This is a genomic window from Streptomyces sp. NBC_00503 (genome assembly GCF_036346895.1).
Taxonomy (GTDB): Bacteria; Actinomycetota; Actinomycetes; order Streptomycetales; family Streptomycetaceae; genus Streptomyces.
In genome coordinates, this window is sequence record NZ_CP107855.1 from 5,829,675 (window position 1) to 5,846,804 (window position 17,130).

13 protein-coding genes are annotated in these 17,130 nt (G+C 74.1%); 9 read left to right on the plus strand and 4 right to left on the minus strand.

All coding sequences use genetic code 11. The features are described 5' to 3' along the window. Positions 1-108 precede the first annotated feature (108 nt). From OG490_RS27075 to OG490_RS27095, 5 genes are all read left to right on the plus strand, one after another. A complete protein-coding gene (locus tag OG490_RS27075) occupies positions 109-402 on the plus strand; it encodes a DUF503 domain-containing protein (protein ID WP_330298868.1) in 294 nt (97 codons plus the stop codon). Between the two features lie 28 nt (positions 403-430). Next, positions 431-886: a 30S ribosome-binding factor RbfA gene (gene rbfA / locus OG490_RS27080; RefSeq protein ID WP_330298869.1), complete on the plus strand. Its 456-nt coding sequence runs from the start codon at positions 431-433 to the stop codon at positions 884-886. Continuing rightward, positions 883-1,791, plus strand: a complete 909-nt coding sequence (gene truB / locus OG490_RS27085; protein ID WP_330298870.1) for a tRNA pseudouridine(55) synthase TruB — start codon at positions 883-885, stop codon at positions 1,789-1,791. Before rbfA ends, truB begins: the two co-directional genes overlap by 4 nt. A 248-nt stretch (positions 1,792-2,039) precedes the next feature. Further along, the gene (locus OG490_RS27090) at positions 2,040-5,558 is read left to right on the plus strand and encodes a serine protease (RefSeq protein WP_330298871.1); all 3,519 of its coding nucleotides are present in this window, start codon (positions 2,040-2,042) and stop codon (positions 5,556-5,558) included. Positions 5,559-5,614: 56 nt separating this feature from the next. Beyond that, complete coding sequence (locus OG490_RS27095) at positions 5,615-6,571, plus strand: bifunctional riboflavin kinase/FAD synthetase (protein ID WP_330298872.1); 957 nt, start codon at positions 5,615-5,617, stop codon at positions 6,569-6,571. Between the two features lie 88 nt (positions 6,572-6,659). On the opposite strand, the gene OG490_RS27100 is transcribed toward OG490_RS27095, so the two are convergent. From OG490_RS27100 to eccE, 3 genes are all read right to left on the minus strand, one after another. After that, positions 6,660-10,076 (minus strand): SCO5717 family growth-regulating ATPase, encoded by a 3,417-nt coding sequence (locus OG490_RS27100; RefSeq protein ID WP_330298873.1) that lies wholly within the window; start codon positions 10,074-10,076, stop codon positions 6,660-6,662. 414 nt (positions 10,077-10,490) lie between these two features. Further along, the gene (locus OG490_RS27105) at positions 10,491-11,306 is read right to left on the minus strand and encodes a hypothetical protein (protein ID WP_330298874.1); all 816 of its coding nucleotides are present in this window, start codon (positions 11,304-11,306) and stop codon (positions 10,491-10,493) included. Next, on the minus strand, positions 11,303-12,592 hold the full coding sequence (gene eccE / locus OG490_RS27110; RefSeq protein ID WP_330298875.1) for a type VII secretion protein EccE: 1,290 nt from the start codon (positions 12,590-12,592) through the stop codon (positions 11,303-11,305). The genes OG490_RS27105 and eccE overlap by 4 nt, the downstream gene beginning before the upstream one ends. Positions 12,593-12,853: 261 nt before the next feature. On the opposite strand from eccE, the gene eccB reads away from it, so the two are divergent. From eccB to OG490_RS27130, 4 genes are all read left to right on the plus strand, one after another. Beyond that, positions 12,854-14,482, plus strand: a complete 1,629-nt coding sequence (gene eccB / locus OG490_RS27115; protein WP_330298876.1) for a type VII secretion protein EccB — start codon at positions 12,854-12,856, stop codon at positions 14,480-14,482. Then, entirely contained in the window at positions 14,482-15,771 is a 1,290-nt protein-coding gene (gene mycP / locus OG490_RS27120) for a type VII secretion-associated serine protease mycosin (RefSeq protein WP_330298877.1), read from the plus strand. Before eccB ends, mycP begins: the two co-directional genes overlap by 1 nt. A 217-nt stretch (positions 15,772-15,988) precedes the next feature. Then, the gene (locus tag OG490_RS27125; protein ID WP_330298878.1) at positions 15,989-16,330 is read left to right on the plus strand and encodes a hypothetical protein; all 342 of its coding nucleotides are present in this window, start codon (positions 15,989-15,991) and stop codon (positions 16,328-16,330) included. Positions 16,331-16,377: 47 nt separating this feature from the next. Then, positions 16,378-16,686, plus strand: coding sequence for a WXG100 family type VII secretion target (locus OG490_RS27130; protein WP_330298879.1), 309 nt, complete (start codon positions 16,378-16,380; stop codon positions 16,684-16,686). A gap of 116 nt (positions 16,687-16,802) precedes the next feature. Here the strand turns inward: OG490_RS27130 and OG490_RS27135 are convergent, their stop codons facing one another. Next, entirely contained in the window at positions 16,803-17,057 is a 255-nt protein-coding gene (locus OG490_RS27135) for a DUF397 domain-containing protein (protein ID WP_330298880.1), read from the minus strand. Positions 17,058-17,130 lie beyond the last annotated feature (73 nt).

The following is a 17,130-nucleotide window of genomic DNA, read 5'->3' on the forward strand; positions in this document are numbered from 1 at the left end:
GGAATATCCGTCGATCGGCCCCGGCCGTTGCGTGTACGGTTCTGGTGACCCTGCCGCGCGACGGCCGGCAGGCCACCGAACCCGCACCGGCGGGATATCCGGAACTGCATGTACGTGGGGACTCTGTCCTTCGATCTGCTCCTCGGCGACGTTCACTCGCTGAAGGAGAAACGCTCCGTCGTCCGGCCCATCGTGGCCGAGCTCCAGCGCAAGTTCTCTGTGAGCGCGGCCGAAGTGGGCGACCAGGACCTGCACCGCAGGGCCCTCATAGGGGTCGCTCTGGTGAGTGGGGACACGGGGTTCCTCTCGGATGTACTGGACCGCTGCGAGCGGCTGGTCGCGGCACGTCCGGAAGTGGAGCTGCTGTCGGTACGACGGCGGCTGCACGGTGATGAAGACTGACTGCAAGACATAAGAAGGAGACGGACCAGTGGCCGACAATGCGCGGGCGAAGAAGCTGGCGGACCTCATCCGGGAGGTGGTGGCCGAGAAGCTGCAGCGCGGTGTCAAGGACCCCCGCCTCGGTACGCACGTGACCATCACGGACACCCGGGTCACCGGCGATCTGCGGGAGGCCACGGTCTTCTACACGGTCTACGGGGACGACGAGGCGCGGATCAGTGCGGCAGCGGGCCTGGAGAGCGCCAAGGGCGTTCTGCGCTCCGCGGTCGGCCGGGCGGCACAGACCAAGTTCACGCCGACCCTGACCTTCGTGGCGGACGCACTCCCGGAGACCGCCAAGAGCATCGAGGAACTCCTCGAGAAGGCGCGTACCTCCGACGCCCAGGTGCGCGAGGTGTCCTCCGGAGCGAAGTACGCCGGCGACGCCGACCCGTACAAGAAGCCCGAAGAGGACGAAGAAGACGGGGACGCAGTCGCCGAATGAGCACCAACGCAGGGAAGACTCCGGACGGCTTGGTCATCGTCGACAAGCCGTCCGGCTTCACTTCGCACGACGTGGTCGCCAAGATGCGCGGGATCGCCAAGACCCGCCGCGTGGGCCACGCCGGCACGCTGGATCCGATGGCCACGGGCGTGCTCGTCCTGGGCGTCGAGAAGGCCACCAAGCTCCTGGGCCACCTCGCGCTCACGGAGAAGGAGTACCTCGGCACCATCCGGCTGGGCCAGAACACCCTGACGGACGACGCCGAAGGCGAGATCCTCTCCTCGGCCGACGCCACCGGGGTCACCCGGGAGGCCGTGGACGCGGGCATCGCCAAGCTGTCCGGCGAGATCATGCAGGTCCCGTCCAAGGTCAGCGCCATCAAGATCAAGGGCGTGCGCTCCTACAAGCGCGCACGCGACGGAGAGGACTTCGAGATCCCGGCCCGTCCGGTGACCGTCTCCTCGTTCCAGGTGTACGACATGCGCGAGGCCGAGGCCGAGGACGGCACCAAGGTCGTCGACCTGATCGTCTCCGTCGTCTGCTCCAGCGGTACGTACATCCGCGCGCTCGCCCGTGACCTCGGCGCCGACCTCGGCGTCGGCGGGCACCTCACGGCGCTGCGGCGCACGCGGGTGGGCCCGTACAAGATCGACCGGGCGCGCACGCTGGACCAGCTCCAGGAGGAGCTGACCGTCATGCCGATCGGCGACGCGGCCGCCGCGGCGTTCCCGCGCTGGGACCTGGACGCCCGACGGGCGTCGCTGCTCGCCAACGGCGTGCGCCTGGACATGCCGGAGGAGTACGAGTCCGGCAAGGCGATCGCGGTCTACGGGCCGGGCGGCGAGCTGCTCGGACTCGTGGAGAGCAAGGGCGGCAAGGCGAAGTCGCTGGCGGTCTTCGTCTGAGGCCGTAGTCGCATCCGTTGCCGATGTTGACGTGGAGCGGTGAGCGCACATGGACTGCTGCTCACCGCTCCACGACCCCCCTCGGGTAGGTCTCTATCCACCCGGACCCTTTTATTCACCCGTCCGAGCAGGCGCTCGGAGTGAATGGAGGGAGCGTAAGGGGGCGCTTTCGCCTCACGTGCTTTTCCCGCTGATCTTCACCTGCATACCGTCGTCCCTACGGGGCGCGCGCGACGGGGAGTGGTGCGGTGACGGCGGAGCTGATCAGGATCTGCGATCTCGCCGGTCGGCCACGGGGCACCGGCTTCGTCGCCGACGACTGCGGGACGGTGGTGACCAGCCACGCGGCCGTGGACGGCCTCTCCCGGCTGCTCCTCAGCGGAACCGGTACGAGTACGGGTACGGGTCCCGGCGCGGAGGAGCGGACCTGGCTGGCGGGAGCTTCGGACGTCACGCTCCTGCCGGAGCTCGGGCTGGCGCTCGTACGCAGTGACGGGCTCGGGGTACGGCCCCTGCCGATGGCGCTGCGCGCCGCGATCGCTCCCGGAACCTACGTACGCCTCCGCGCGCGGGGATGGCGGCAGGCGCGGGTGCTGGGCGGCGCCGAGGCCAGGTATGCGACGGCGACCGGCTGCCACGCGCTGCCGGCGGCCCTGGAGCTGGCCATCGGGACCGACGGCCAGGACGCGCTGAGGCCCGGCGGGGAGGCCTGCGGCGGCCCCGTGCTCGATGCCGGAACCGGAGCGGTGCTCGCGGTCCTGGCCACCGCTCTGCGAACGGAGCACCGCTCCGGCGGATTCGCGGTGCCGCTCGCGGCGGCCGCGGCCGCGGATCCCGGCGGGCCGCTCGCCGCCCTGCTGCGGCGCAACGCCGCCACCGTGCCGGGCCACGGCGCCGACCTCAACCTCGCCGGAGTCCTCCAGCTCACCGGAACCACCCTCGGCGCGGCCTTCGCGGCGCGCGGCCCGGAGCTGGTGGACCGCCCGGACACCGCCGCCGAACTGGACGCCTTCGCCACCGGGGACCGCCCGGTGCTGGCCCTGGTCGGCCGCCCCGGCACCGGCCGCACCACGGCCCTGTCCGACCTGGCCCTGCGCCGCACCCGCGGCCCCCACCCGGCCCCCACCCTCTGGCTCCGCGGCGCCGACCTGCGCACCGGGGACACCTCACTGGCCGACGCGGTGGCCCGGGCACTGGCGGAGGCGGGCCGCATCCTGTCGGTACCGAGCCCCTCCGGGGCGGCGGCTCCGGCGGCTCCGGCTGCGCCGGCTTCGACCGCTTCGGCCGCTTCGCCGGGGGAAGGGGCGGAGGCGGCCACGGCCACCGCGGAGTCGGCTGCTCCGGCGGCTTCGGCAGGTGCGGCGGAGGCTTCCGCCGTCGCCGCGGTGGCGGCCCTCGCCGGGCGGGAGCTGCTCGTCGTGCTGGATTCGCCCGAGGAGATGCCGCCCCGGCTCGCGCACGGCCTCGGGCCCTGGACCGGGGCCACCGCCGGCTGGCTCCGGGCGGCCGGGGTCCGGCTGGTCCTCGCCGCGCGGCCCGAGCACTGGGAGTCGGCCGGGGCGCTGTACCCGCCGCAGATGCTGCACCTCCCGGCCCGGCCGGCCCGGCGGCTGCCGCCCGCGCTCCCGATCGGCGATCTCACCCCCGACGAGGCCGCACTGGCCCGGACCCGCCTGGGCATCCCGGCCGACGCGGTCGACGGAGCCGACGCCCGCCACCCGCTCACGCTGCGCCTGCTCGCGGACGTCCGCGCCGCCGGGGTCACCACCGGACGCCCGGCCCGCCAGGAGGTCTTCGCGGCCCACCTGGACCTGCTGTGCCTGCGGATCGCCGTCCGCGTCTGCGCCGCCCTCCCCGCGGCGGGGGAGGACACCGGGGTGTACGGGCCCGGGGTGGGGAGGCTGGCCGCGCGCGTAGCAGGGCGGGTGCACGAGGCCGCGCGGCGGTGCCTGGGCCCGGGACAGGGGCAGCTCGACCGGGCCGGCTTCGAAGAACTGTTCCCGTGGCGCACCGGCTGGGCCTCCGCCGTGCTCACCGAGGGGCTGCTGGTGCCCGCCGGCGAGGGCTACCGCTTCGCGCACGAGGAACTCTCCGACTGGCTGCAATCCGGTCACCTGGACCTCCCCGCCGCCCTGGAAACCCTCGACACCCTGGGCCGGGGCGTCCCCCGCCACCGCATCGGACCCGTGCTCGAAGCACTGCTCCGGCTCCCGGAGGACGAGGCCGGGGTGGCGCTCGCGCGGCTCGTGGCCGTACTCGAAGGCGCCACCGACCCCGAGATCCGGTGGTGGGCGGGCCGACTGGTGCGCGAGATCCTGCTCCACGCCCCTGACGCCACCGGACACCTCCCGCTCCTGCACGCCCTCGCGGAACACGTGACCGGGCCGCGGGAGCAGGAGCAGGCCGCCGACCCGCCCCGGGAGGACTTCGGCGGATGGTTCTGGAACCGGCTCCAGCTGGCCGAAGCGGACCGGTTCGAGCTGTTGCGGCGGCTGACGGCCCGCGATCACCGGTACCTCGATGCCGTCGCCCGGCGGCTCGTCCGGGCGCCACGGCTCGTGCAGCCGCTGCTCTGCGGCTGGTTCGCCGACGAGCGCCGGCTGCACGGGCGGCCCGGAGCCACCGTCGCCACCGCCGCGCAGGCGCTCCTGCACACCCACCGGCAGCTCGCCGTCGACGACCTCGCCGAGGCGCTGGTCGTCGCCGCGCACCCCCGCGCCGACGAACTGCTCGCCGTGCTCGCCGAGGACGAGCCCTCCGCGCTCTGCCGGGCCGTGGACCGCTGGGCCCACGACGCCCGACCCGGCCGCCGGGTCGCGGCCGCCGCCTACGGGCTGCTCACCGCCCCGCACGTGCGCACCCCCGCCGACCGCGAGCTGCTGCGCTACTCCGCCGAGGCGCTGCTCGCCCGCCCCGACGACGCCACCCTGCACGGCAGCGCCCTCGGGATCCTGCTCCGCGACCCCGGGGCGCGGGCCCGCCACCTGCCCGACGCCCTCGCCTGTTTCCGCGACCCCGAGCGCCGTACGCGGCTGCCCGCCGCCTCGCTGGTCGCCGCGCTGCCCGTGCTGCCCGACCCGGACGCAGTGTTCGCGGCCCTGCGGGACCGGGCCGACGGGGAGGTGGTGCGCGCGCTGGCCGCGCTGACGACGCCGGGTCTGGCGCGCCGCGCGGGTGACCTCGTACGGGAGCACCTGGCCCGGCACCCGCAGGACGCCGCGCACGCCGCCGAGTTCGTGGACCGGCGGCTCGAACAGGGCCCGGCCGCCGCCCCCGTGCTCCGCCCGCTCGTACTGGAGCTGCTGCGCACCGGCCCGCCCGGGGTGCGGGCCGCGCTGGCCGCCGTACTGGCCGCGCCGGGCACGGAGGCCTCGTACACGCTCCGGGGCGAGCTGGCCGACGTACTGCTCCGCGAGGAGGGCGATCCGGCGGTGCTCGACGCGTTCCTGGGCGCGCTGGCGGCGGGGGCCGCCGTACGCCCGCAGGGCCGTACGCGGGAACTGCTGCGCCGCACCGGACGGCGGCTGCTGTCCGCGCCCGGCGGACCGGCCGTGTTCGAGCTGCGCACGGTGGAGCTGGCCCGGGCCGAACCGGCCTTCGGCGCGCTGGCCGCCCGCTGGCTGGCCGAGGCTCCGGCCGAGGCGGCGGCGCTGCTCGGTCCGGGCGCGCGCCGGACGGTGGAGACGCTCGGTCACACCGCGTCGCAGAGCACCTCGCGGCAGGCCGACGCCGATGATGGGCCCCGGCCACCGGCATGGCAGTCTTAGACCTGCAATCGGCAACCAGGACAGGGCCTACACGGTTCGGGCGAGGAGCGGTCACAGTGCAGCGCTGGCGTGGCTTGGAGGACATCCCCCAGGACTGGGGACGCAGCGTCGTCACCATCGGCTCCTACGACGGCGTGCACCGGGGTCATCAGCTGATCATCGGACGGGCCGTGGCCAGGGCGCGCGCGCTGGGCGTTCCCTCCGTCGTGGTGACCTTCAGCCCGCACCCGAGCGAGGTCGTCCGCCCCGGCAGCCACCCGCCGATCCTGGCCCCCTACGACCGGCGTGCCGAACTGATGGCCGGGCTGGGCGTGGACGCGCTGCTGATCCTGCCCTTCACGGCGGAGTTCTCGCAGCTGTCACCGGCCGACTTCATCGTGAAGGTGCTCGTCGACAAGCTGAACGCGCGCGCCGTCATCGAGGGCCCCAACTTCCGCTTCGGCCACAAGGCCGCGGGCAACGTCGAGTTCCTGCGCGAGCTGGGCGCCACCTATGACTACGAGGTCGAGGTGGTCGACCTGGTGGAGCGCGGCGAGGCGGGCGGTGGAGTGCCGTTCTCCTCCACGCTCGCCCGCAAGCTCGTGGCCCAGGGCGACATGGACGGCGCGGCCGAGATCCTGGGCCGCCCGCACCGGGTCGAGGGCGTGGTGGTGCGAGGAGCACAGCGCGGTCGCGAGCTCGGCTACCCGACGGCGAACGTCGAGACCCAGCCGCACACCGCGATCCCGGCGGACGGGGTCTACGCGGGCTGGCTGACGGCAGACGGCGAGCGGATGCCGGCGGCCATCTCGGTGGGCACGAACCTGCAGTTCGACGCCACCGAGCGGACCGTGGAGGCGTACGCGATCGACCGGGTCGGCCTGGACCTGTACGGCCTGCACGTGACCGTCGACTTCCTCGCCTACGTGCGGGGGATGGCGAAGTTCGACTCGCTGGACGGGCTGCTGGACGCGATCGCGGACGACGTGAAGCGCTCCCGGGTGCTCACGGAGTCGTACGACGCCGAACGCTGACGGCGGGACGCAGACAACGCGCGAGGGCCCGTACCTCCCCCGGATCATCCGGGGAGGGTACGGGCCCTTCGTGCTGCCGCGGTCCGCGTCAGCCGAGGCGGGGGTCGCGCGGCGGCTGACCGGGCTGCTGCGGCTGGCCGGGCTGGGCGGGATGCTGCGGGGCCTGCTGGGGCCAGGGCTGGCCGGGGGTCGGGTAGGGCTGCTGCTGGGCGTACGGCTGCGGCTGCTGCGGGGGTTGGGCGTAGGGACCGCTGGCCTGGGGCTGCTGGGGCTGCTGGGGCTGCTGGGGCTGCTGGGGCTGGTCCGGCTGGAACTGTCCCGTCGGCTGGGCCCAGTGGTTGTGCTCCGTCTGCTGCTGCGCGCGGACGAAGTCCTTGCCGACCAGGGCGGCGAGGTTGAAGTACGCCTCGCGCGTCTTGGGCCGCAGGAGGTCGAGGTCGACCTCGGCGCCGGCCGCGAGGTGGTCGTCGAAGGGGACCACCACGACGCCGCGGCAGCGGGTCTCGAAGTGCCGGACGATGTCCTCGACCTTGATCATCTTCGCGGTCTCGCGGACCCCCGAGATCACCGTGAGGGAGCGCGAGACGAGATCGGCGTACCCGTGCGCGGAGAGCCAGTCCAGGGTGGTGCTGGCGCTGCTCGCGCCGTCCACGGACGGGGTCGAGATGATGATCAGCTGATCGGCCAGGTCCAGGACGCCGCGCATCGCGGAGTAGAGGAGGCCGGTGCCCGAGTCGGTGAGGATGATCGGGTACTGGCGGCCCAGCGTCTCTATGACGCGGCGGTAGTCCTCGTCGTTGAAGGCCGTCGAAACGGCCGGGTCGACGTCGTTGGCGATGATCTCCAGACCCGAAGGGGCCTGGGAGGTGTACCGCCGGATGTCCATGTACGAGTTGAGGTACGGGATCGCCTGGACCAGGTCCCGGATCGTGGCCCCGGTCTCGCGGCGCACCCGGCGGCCGAGGGTTCCGGCGTCGGGATTCGCGTCGATGGCCAGGATCTTGTCCTGGCGCTCGGTGGCGAGCGTGGCGCCGAGGGCGGTGGTGGTCGTGGTCTTGCCGACGCCGCCCTTGAGGCTGATGACGGCGATGCGGTAGCAGGACATGACCGGGGTCCGGATCAGCTCCAGCTTGCGCTGCCGCTCCGCCTCGGCCGCCTTGCCGCCGAAGCGGAACAGGCCGCCGCCACCAGGGTTGCCGCTCTTCGCCTTCTGCTTGCCGCGGAGCAGGCGGTCGGAGGACAGCTCCACGGCGGCCGTGTAACCGAGCGGGGCACCGCCCGAGGGCTGGGCGGCGGCGTAGCGGGGGTCGTGCCCGGCCTGGGGACCCTGCGGGCCCGGACCCTGCGGCCCGTGCGGCCACTGGGCGCCGTTGCGGGGGTCGGAGTACGGGGCCACTGCCTCCGGCGGCTGCGGCTGGTACGGGTGAGCCGGACCGGGTGCCTGGGGTGTCTGGGCCGCCTGGGCCACCTGGGGCGGCTGGGGGGCGTACGACTGCGGCTGCACGGGCTGCTGCTGGGCTGCGGGCGGGAACCCGTAGCCGTCCTGCGGGGCCTGTGCGGCATACGGCTGCGGCGAGGGCGGGGGGAACCCGTACCCGGCGGGCTGCTGGTGGGTCGCGGGCGGGAATCCGTAGCCGTCCTGCGGGGCCTGTGCGGCGTACGGCTGCTGCGGGGCGGGCGGGAACCCGTACCCGGCGGGCTGCGGAGCGGCGGAGGACGGGAACTCCGGCGGCAGCACCGGGAGTCCGGCGCCGGGCACCGCCTCCTGGGGCTCCTGGGGCTCCGGGAGCGCCGCAGCGGGGGAGTCCTGCACCGGGGCGGAACCCCCGAGCGGGCTCTCCGTCGGCGAGGCCGCAGCGACCGTCGCCGCGGCGGGAGTGGGCGTCGGCGCGGGCCAGGGCGCACCGTCGGCCGGAGCCGCGCCCGGGTACGGCGACGCGGGGGCCTCGGATACGGCCTCGGCCGGAGCCTGCCCGGCGAAGGCCCCCGACGCGGAATCGCTTGAGGGACCGTCCGGATGGGACGGCGGGGCCGGGTACTCCGGAGCCGGGGCCTCGAGCGCGCCCGCCGCCGGACCGGCCGCAGCCGTGGCATCGGGAAGGGACCCGCCCTGGTACGCGGGGTCCGCGTCGGCCGGGACCGGTCCCGCAGCCGGGGCGTCGGCCGGAGCCGAGGCCTGGTCGACGGACCCGGAGGCAGCGCCGTCCGGGTACGGAGCAGCGGCCGGAGCCGAACCGCCGAGACCCGCACCGTCGGCCGAAGGCACGCCCGGATACGGAGCCGCGGCCGCGTCGGCCGGAACCGGGACCTCCGGCGCGGCAGCGGCCTGGGGCGCGCCCGGACGGGAAGAGTCGGCAGCCGCAGGTGCGGCGTCCGCCGCAGCCTGGCCCGGGTAGGACCCGGCGACGGCGGGGCTCGAGCCCGCGTGCGGCGCTGCATCGGCCGGGGCCTGGCGCTGGAGCGGCATTGCTTCCGACAGGGCTTGGCCCGCATGCGCTGCCACGTCGGCCGAGGCCTGGCTCGGGTACGAGCCCGCGTCGGCGGGTGCCGGGCTCGGGTAGGACCCGGCATCGGTGGGCGTCGCGCTCGGGTACGGCGTTGCTTCCGACGGGGCGTGGCCCGCGTGCGGTGCCGCGTCGGCCGGAGCCTGGCTCGGGTACGAGGCGGCAGCGGCCGGGGTCGCACCCGGGTACGACGCGGCGTTCGCCGGGGCCTGGCCCGCGTGCGGCGCTGCGTCGGCGGGTGCCTGGCCCGGGTAGGACCCGGCCGCGGCGGGCGTCGCGCTCGCGTACGGCACTGCTTCCGCAGGGGCCTGGCCCGGATAGGGCCCGGCGTCGGCGGGGGTCGCGCTCGGGTACGGCGTTGCCTCCGCCGGGGCTTGGCCCGCGTGCCCTGCCGCGCCGGCCGGGGCCTGGCTCAGGTATGAGGCGGCATCGGCCGGGGTGGCACCCGGGTAGGGCGTTGCGTTCGCCGGGGCTTGGCCCGCATGCGCTGCCGCGTCGGCGGGGGCTGCGCCCGCGTACGGAGCGGGGGCCGTCGGGGACTGGCCCGGGTAGGAGCCCGCGTCGGCGGGGGTCGTGCCGGCGTAGGGCGTCGCGTTCGCCGAGGGCTGGCCCGTGCCCGGGACCCCGTACGGCGGAGCCGGCGCGGCCGGAGCCGGGTAGCCGGGGGCGCTGGGCTGAGGGGTGTTCAGGTGCGGCGGCTGGGGCTCCGTGGCCGTCGGGGCAGGTTGGGTCGCGGGGTCCGACGGCGTGCGGGGAGCCGGCGGAGCGATCCGCATGCTCGCAGGTGCGACCGGGGCCGACGGCCGGTGGGGTTCGAAGCCGCTGCCCTCGGGCAGGCCCGGGACCGGCGTGGCGGCCGGAGCCGCGGCGCCCTGGGTGTACCAGGCCGGCGGCGTGTAGTCGATGGTGAACTCGCCCGTCAGCTCGGACTCCGCGTCGGACTGATCGTCCGTCGGGACGTCCCACGTCCCGCCGTGCCTCTCGTGCCGATCGCCGCTCACTGGTCCTCCTGGTCTATCGAACACTGGTCCGGCGTCTACCACCACGCCACGCCGACGCTCAGCCTAATCGCGCCCCGCAGCCAGTATCCGCCCCCGTCGGTCCGCTCCCCGAGGTCAACCACGGGGAGCGGGCCGCTTCCATCCTGCCGGTCCGGCGGCCGTACGGGACGGCCGCCCAGTTCGCCGCCTAGTGCGCCGCCCCCATGTGCCGCCCCGCGCGGACCCCGAGCCGTTCCACCCGCTCACGGCCCACCCGTGGTTCCCCGTCCCCCGTGAGGCTGAATCTCCGCCGACCCACCGACCCGCCGACCCGCCGACCCGCACCGGGGAAAGCCGAGCAGCCAACGAGCATGCCCGGCTCCCGGCCCCGGCCAGGGCAGCGGTGGCAGAGAAACAACGCAGACGGCGACCGCCTCAGTCGATCCGGCGCGCCGGACCCAGCAGTCCCGTCTCCGTGTCCGTCGGCTGCGTCATCACGAACTGCCGGTCCAGCGCGTTGCACCACAGCGTCACCCCGTCGCCCAGCGTCGGCAGTGATTCCACCGCCCCGGAGGGCAGCCGCATCAGGCGGCCGATCTGCTCCGCCTCGTCGGGGGAGACCCGCTGGACGCCCACCAGGGAGGAGTTGCGCAGCAGTCGGGGGGCCGTCGGGCTCAGGTAGGGCAGCAGGGTCAGTACGGACTGCCAGGGTCCCGCCGCCACCCGCCCGCGCGGCGGGCGCATTCCGCAGTCGCGGATCACCAGGACCGGGCTGCCCGCGGACGCGCCCTGGGGCGGTACCCGCCCCACGTCGTGCAGGGTCACGCACTGCTGACCGCCGCCCGCCGCCTGGGCGAGGCCCGACCAGACCTGGCCGCGGCCGGTCTCCACGGCCACCCGCGCGCCGGTGGCCGCCGCCCGGAGCGCCAGGACCTGCGCCGTCCACAGGCCGCCGACCAGCGTGACCTCGTACGGCGCGGGCCGGTTGATGCCCAGCACCGCCGGCCGGCCCTGGGCGTCCACGCCGATGACGACCCCGTCGTCCCCGACGGGCAGTGCCAGTGCGTCCAGGTCCGCCGCGGCGACCACGTGCCGCTCCCTGCGCGGGCCCACCAGGCCGAAGCCGCCCCGGGTCGAGACCCGCGCCGCGACCTCCGCCGGGGGCCGCGCCGGGCGCTCGGCCGGGCGCTCGGCGGAACCCTCCGCCGAGCCCCTCGCCCTGCGCCTCGTAGAGCCCCTGGAGCCGCTCATCGTGTTCCTCCCAGCGGCAGCGAGGCCAGTAGCCCCGGTACCTGTTCCCGGTCCAGCCGCACCAGCCCGGCCTTGACGCCCCGGGCCGTCTGTTCCAATCCGCGCCGGGCGGCGACCAGTTCCTCGTCACTGCGCCCGGTGACCCGGACGTGCCCGGTCAGCGTGACCTCGTGCCGCGCGGCGGGGGTCATCGTCAGGCTGAAGTTCGTCGCCAGCGCGGGCAGCGAGGTCAGCAGGGCCACGAACTGCGGCAGCCCCGCTCCGGAGCCGCCCAGTTGGGGCCAGCGGCTGATCCAGTAGGTGGTGTGCCGGCGGTCGTCGCAGCGCCAGGTCCGCGAGGTCTCCTCGGTGCGCCGGCCGGTGGCCGCCGACCGTCCCGCCTGGGTGATCGCCATCGGGTTCGCGCACGAGGAGGTGGCCAGGGCGCCCGTCAGCTCCTGCTCGGTCAGTACGGTCGCCGTGAACCCGGCGCCCGCCAGCCGGCTCGCCAACTGGTCCGCGACCCGGACCAGGCACCGCTGGGTGCCGATCAGCCCGCCACCGCGCGCGGTGACCGCCTCGGGGCACAGCTCCGGATCCAGCTTGAGCGCGATCCACGTGATCCGCACCGCCGGACTTCCCGTCATGGACTGGAGCGGGGCGTAGTTGCGCGTGGCCATCGACTGGGCCGGCAGGTGCGGGGCCGGCGCTGGCTGCGTGTGCTGCACCAGTTGCGCGGACTCCAGCCGGATGCCGTCCACTTCGAGCACGTCCCGTACGAGGGCCAGCGGCAGCGGCCGCGCCGCCCGGTCGGGCCGCAGCGCGGTGGCGTCCATGTCCACCTGGACGACCGCGGTCAGGAAGGTGCCGTCGCCGACCATTCCGACGGGCCGCCGGTCCCGGCCGCGATCCCGCTCGCGCTCGCTGAACGTGAGGGTGCGCAGGGCCGGATCGGCCTCGACGAGCGGGGCCAGCCCCGGCTCCGTGCCCGCCGGCACGGCGGTTGCGGCGGCCCGGCGGCGGCGGGTGCGCAGGGCGAGGGCGCCGCCGATCCACTCGGGCAGCGAGCGCCGGTGCCTGCGTACGACCGCGAGGACCACGAGGACCAGGGCCAGCACGCCGGCGGGAACCAGCAGCAGTGGTTCCACCACCCAGGCCACCAGCAGCGCGGCCGCGGCGACTTGGAGGAGTACGAGTTGTTGCAATCGGAACGGCCCGAACCGGCCCGGGCTGGACATCGGATACGGCGTCACTCCGGCGCGCGCAGTTGCGGGCGCCCCGGCCCGCGGCCTCACAGCAGTGGCCATCACTCGCGCACCTCCCCTTTCGAGGGCTCGGACCCCTGAGTCCGGGCGTCCTGCGCGACAGCCGGCCGCTTGACCCCGGAATCTCCCCAATCCGCCCCAACACCCCTTGTTTCCCCCGGCCCGGAAGGCGTGGAGCGGCTGCCTCACCCTACCCGGCCCCTGCCTACCCTCCGTCAAGAGGCATAGTAGGTGGCCGGTCGGACAATCGAGGCCCGGCGACCGTATCCACCGACCGGGCCGTGCGGGGAGAAGCAGGCGGCCATGGCATCACGACGTGACGAGCTCAACGCGTACACCTTTGCGAAGCGACGCACGGTGGCCGCGTTCCTTCAGCCTTCCGCGACGGGCACCGAAGAGGGCGCGCCGCGGCCGCTGCGTGCCGTCCTGCCCGGTGTGGTGACGGCGGCGGTCGTGCTCGCGGCCTTCGGGGCCTGGGGCATGTTCAAGCCGACTGCCCCCAAGGGCTGGGACGCCCCCGGCGCCCAGGTGATCGTCGGAAAGCAGTCGACGACCCGGTACATCGTCCTGTCGACCAAGGTCGACGGCAAGGACCAGATCCGGCTGCACCCCGTCCTGAACCTCGCCTCCGCCCGGCTCCTGCTCGACCCCGGCAAGGCCAAGGGCAAGGTCGTCCAGGTCGACGACAAGGTGCTGGACGCGGGCAAGGTGCCGCGCGGTCCCATCATCGGCATCCCGTACGCCCCGGACCGGCTGCCCGCCCCCGAGGAGGCCGCGAAGGCCAAGCGCTGGGCGGTCTGCCAGCAGCCGGGCGGCAACGGCCAGGGCGTGCAGACCGCCACCTTCGTCCTCGCCGACCGCGAGGCGAAGCTGACGGACGACGGGCGCCGGCTCTCCGACACCCAGGCGCTGTACGTCCAGAGCACCGGACCGGCCAAGGCCCGCTTCCTGGTCGACGCCGCGGGCACGAAGTACAAGTTCCCCGAGGGCACCGCGGACGCGAACACCATGACCAACGCCCTGGTCGGGGGCAGCGCCGTCCCGCAGCCGGTCACCGACGAGTGGCTGGCCACCCTCAACTCCGGCGACGACCTGTCCTTCCCGGCGCTGCCCGCCGGCAAGTCCGGGACCCCCGCCGGGGTCAAGGGCCTGGCCAGCACCGACGACAAGGTCGGCATGGTGATCAAGGCCGTGACCGGCTCCGGTGCGCAGCACTACCTGGTGGTGCCCGGCAAGGTGGTGCCCGTCTCCGACTTCGTCGCCTGGCTGCTGATCTCCTCGCCCGCGACCGACGGGCTCGAGATGCACGGCAAGGCCCACGAGGTGGACCTCCAGTCCATCAACCCGGATCCCGTCCCCTTCAAGGGCGACGCGAAGTGGCCGCAGAAGAAGACGGACCGCATCAACGAGGTCCCCGCCCCCGGCACCCCCGCCGCCGCCACCGGCCGCGACACGGTGTGCAGCGTCCTGCGCTCGGTCGACGGCCAGGGCAACCAGACGGTGAGCACCTGGGCGGGCACCGGCTTCCCCGTGGACATCACCGCCAGCGGTACGAGCGCCTACGTCACCCCGGGCACGGGCCTGCTCTACACCCAGGCGCAGGGCCGCCAGACCACCGCGGGCGGCGCGCTCTTCCTGGTCACCGACACCGGACTGCGGTACGCGGTCCAGGCCAACGGCGACAGCGACGCCGCCCAGCCCTCGCCCGGAGCGAGCGCGTCGGGCGGACCGAGCGCGTCGCCCGGCGCCTCCGCGACCCCCGGCACGAGCGGGCAGACCACCTCCGACGGCCGCCCCGCGCCCAGCCAGGCCCAGGCCCGGCTCGGCTACGGGGGCGTGGTCCCCGTGACCGTGCCCATCGCCTGGTCGGAGTTCCTCTCCAAGGGGCCCCGCCTCGACAGCAACGCCGCCCGCCAGCCGCAGGGTTCGTGATGGGCGGCGCCACGAAGCGGGCACCGGAGCCCGCGCGCAAGCCCGCACGCACCGTACCGAAGCCCGCCGTCGCGGCGCTGCTCGCGGCGGCCGCCCTCGCGCTGGCTGCCGCGCCGCCGCAGTCCTCGTACGAGGCCGCGCGCGAGGCCCCGTACCCGCTGGGCCTCGACGGTGCCGGTGAGTGCACCTTCCCCATGAAGAGGCAGATCGAGGACCGCCCCTGGGCGCTCCAGCGGCTGCTGCTCGACGAGCTCTGGGCGGACACCAAGGGCCGTACCAAGGACGGCAAGAGCGTGCGGGTCGCCGTCATCGACACCGGGGTCGACCGGGTGAACCCGCAGCTCAGCGGCGCCCTCGACATCGGCGCCGGCCGGGACTTCCTCGATCCCAAGGGTGACGGCACCATCGACACCGTCGGGCACGGCACCAAGGTCGCGGGGCTGATCGCGGGCCGCGCGCAGCCCGGTACCGGCTTCGTCGGCATCGCCCCCGAGGCCACGATCATCCCGGTCCGGCAGAACGACGGGCAGGGCGCCGGGAACGCGGGGACCCTGGCCGATGCCATCAAGCACGCCGTGGACAAGGGCGCGCAGATCATCAACATCTCGCAGGACACCGACGTACCGCTCAGCCAGGACTCCACCCTCGGCCAGGCGGTGAAGAAGGCCATCGAGTCGAACGTCGTCGTCATCGCCTCGGCGGGCAACGACGGCCTGAGCGGCCAGAAGCGCCCCACCTACCCGGCGGCCTTCCCCGGCGTCCTGGCCGTCGGCTCCTCGGACCGCAACAACGAGCGGGCCGCCTTCTCCCAGCCCGGCTCCTTCATCGGGATCGCGGCCCCCGGCGTGGACATGGTCTCCACCGTCCCCGGCTTCGGCCAGTGCGTGGACAACGGCACCAGTTTCTCCGCGCCCTACGTCGCCGGGGTGGCGGCCCTGGTGCGCGCCAAGCACCCGCAGTGGTCCGCGCAGGAGGTGGTCTGGCAGCTCCAGAACACCGCCGAGCGTTCCGTCAACGGCCATGACGACTACGTCGGCTGGGGCGTGGTCGACCCGGTCCGCGCGCTGAGCCAGGACCACGAGACGCCCAAGGCGCCCGTACCGGACGCGGGTCCGCCGCCCGCGGTGGCCCCGGAACCGGTGGCGATGCCCACGAGCGAGACGGCCCGCGAGCGCGACGAGCGCATCGGCACTTACGCTCTGGGGATCGGCGGCGTACTGATCACGGTGATCGCCGGTGCGGCGATCGTCGTCCGGGATGCCCGGAACAGAAGGCGCCGTTTGCAGTGAACGGTCACGGTTCTGCTACCGATCCCTAAGAGCGGTGTTGGGTAAGGCCGGTGAACTGACTAAAGTGATCGCAGGCTTCACGAATGTGATCGGGGATGTGGCGTGAAGCGGAGGGGGAACTCCGGGGGCGCGTGGCTGAAAACCGCGCCTCCGAGCTGCCGCTCCGCCGCGCGATCCACCGGTTCCGTCTGGTGAATTGAGAATTGAGGAGCTTCGGATGACCAATAATTTCGGACTCGCTGATGACCCGGTCAAGCAAGCGATGAACAAGATTTCGGAGACGGCCGAGAGCGTCACCCGGCAGTCCCGAGAGCTCGCCGACATCCTCGCCACCGTCAGCGCCGGCTGGACCGGTGTGGGTGCGTCGGGGTTCACCTCCGCGCAGTCGGTCGTCAACGAGGACCACGACGAGATCCGCCGGCTGCTCGGCGTCCTGCACCACGCCGTCTCGCAGACCAAGAACCTGAGCAACGCGCAGGACGACGACGTGGTTTCGGCGTTCCAGGCGGTCAAGGCCGCCAGCGGTGGTGGCAACACCTCCGCCCTCAACGGAATCTGACCCGTTTCCTCTGGCCACCTGCCCCGCACCGTGCGAAGGAGAAGAACATGACAGCGAACGACGGGCACACCAAGGTCCGGTATGAGAGCGTCCAGCTGATGGCGGACCGCATCCGCATCGTCTCGGACAACATCAAGAAGGACCTCGACGACATGAGTGCCGCCCTGACCGTCGTCACCGACACCTGGGACGGCGAGGCGCACGCCCAGTACATCGAGCTGCAGCGCAAGTACAACGGCAAGGCCGACCACATGCGCGGCCAGCTGCGCCAGGTCGCCGACCTCATCGAGCGCGGCAAGAACGACTACCGCGCCACCGACGTGAAGGCCTCGCGCCTGTTCACCGAGGCCTACTGAGCCCGGCGGTACGCCACGCGGTCCGTGGTACGAGGAAGGGGCGCGCCCGCATCGGGCGCGCCCCTTCCTCGTGTCCGGGTCCCGGGTCCCGGGTCCCGGGTCCCGGGCCGGGAGTCCTACGGGGCCTGACGCGGGTCCCGGTCCAGGTCGAACTCCCCGTCCCTGGCGCCGAGTACGAACGCCTCCCACTCGGCCTTGGTGTAGCGCAGCACGGTGTCCCGGTCCAGCGAGGACCGCATCGCCACCGCCCCCTCGGGCAGCCGGGCGATCTCGACGCGCTCCTCGTCCGGATGGGTCCCGGGCGGGCCCTCCCACTCGACACCGCTGATGTCGAGCGCGTAGAGCTCGTCCTTCTCCTGCTGAGTGCCCATGTGCGGCCTCTCCTTCGGTGGTGCGGTCGTTGCCGATTATCGGTGCAGGCCCACCGCCCGCGCGAGGCTTTGC

Coding starts and splice junctions, on each gene's coding strand:
- OG490_RS27075 (WP_330298868.1), top strand. CDS start 109: ATGTACGTGGGGACTCTGTCCTTCGATCTGCTCCTCGGCGACGTTCAC.
- truB (WP_330298870.1), top strand. CDS start 883: ATGAGCACCAACGCAGGGAAGACTCCGGACGGCTTGGTCATCGTCGAC.
- OG490_RS27105 (WP_330298874.1), bottom strand. CDS start 11,306: ATGAGCGGCTCCAGGGGCTCTACGAGGCGCAGGGCGAGGGGCTCGGCG.
- eccE (WP_330298875.1), bottom strand. CDS start 12,592: ATGGCCACTGCTGTGAGGCCGCGGGCCGGGGCGCCCGCAACTGCGCGC.
- eccB (WP_330298876.1), top strand. CDS start 12,854: ATGGCATCACGACGTGACGAGCTCAACGCGTACACCTTTGCGAAGCGA.
- mycP (WP_330298877.1), top strand. CDS start 14,482: ATGGGCGGCGCCACGAAGCGGGCACCGGAGCCCGCGCGCAAGCCCGCA.
- OG490_RS27125 (WP_330298878.1), top strand. CDS start 15,989: ATGACCAATAATTTCGGACTCGCTGATGACCCGGTCAAGCAAGCGATG.
- OG490_RS27130 (WP_330298879.1), top strand. CDS start 16,378: ATGACAGCGAACGACGGGCACACCAAGGTCCGGTATGAGAGCGTCCAG.
- OG490_RS27135 (WP_330298880.1), bottom strand. CDS start 17,057: ATGGGCACTCAGCAGGAGAAGGACGAGCTCTACGCGCTCGACATCAGC.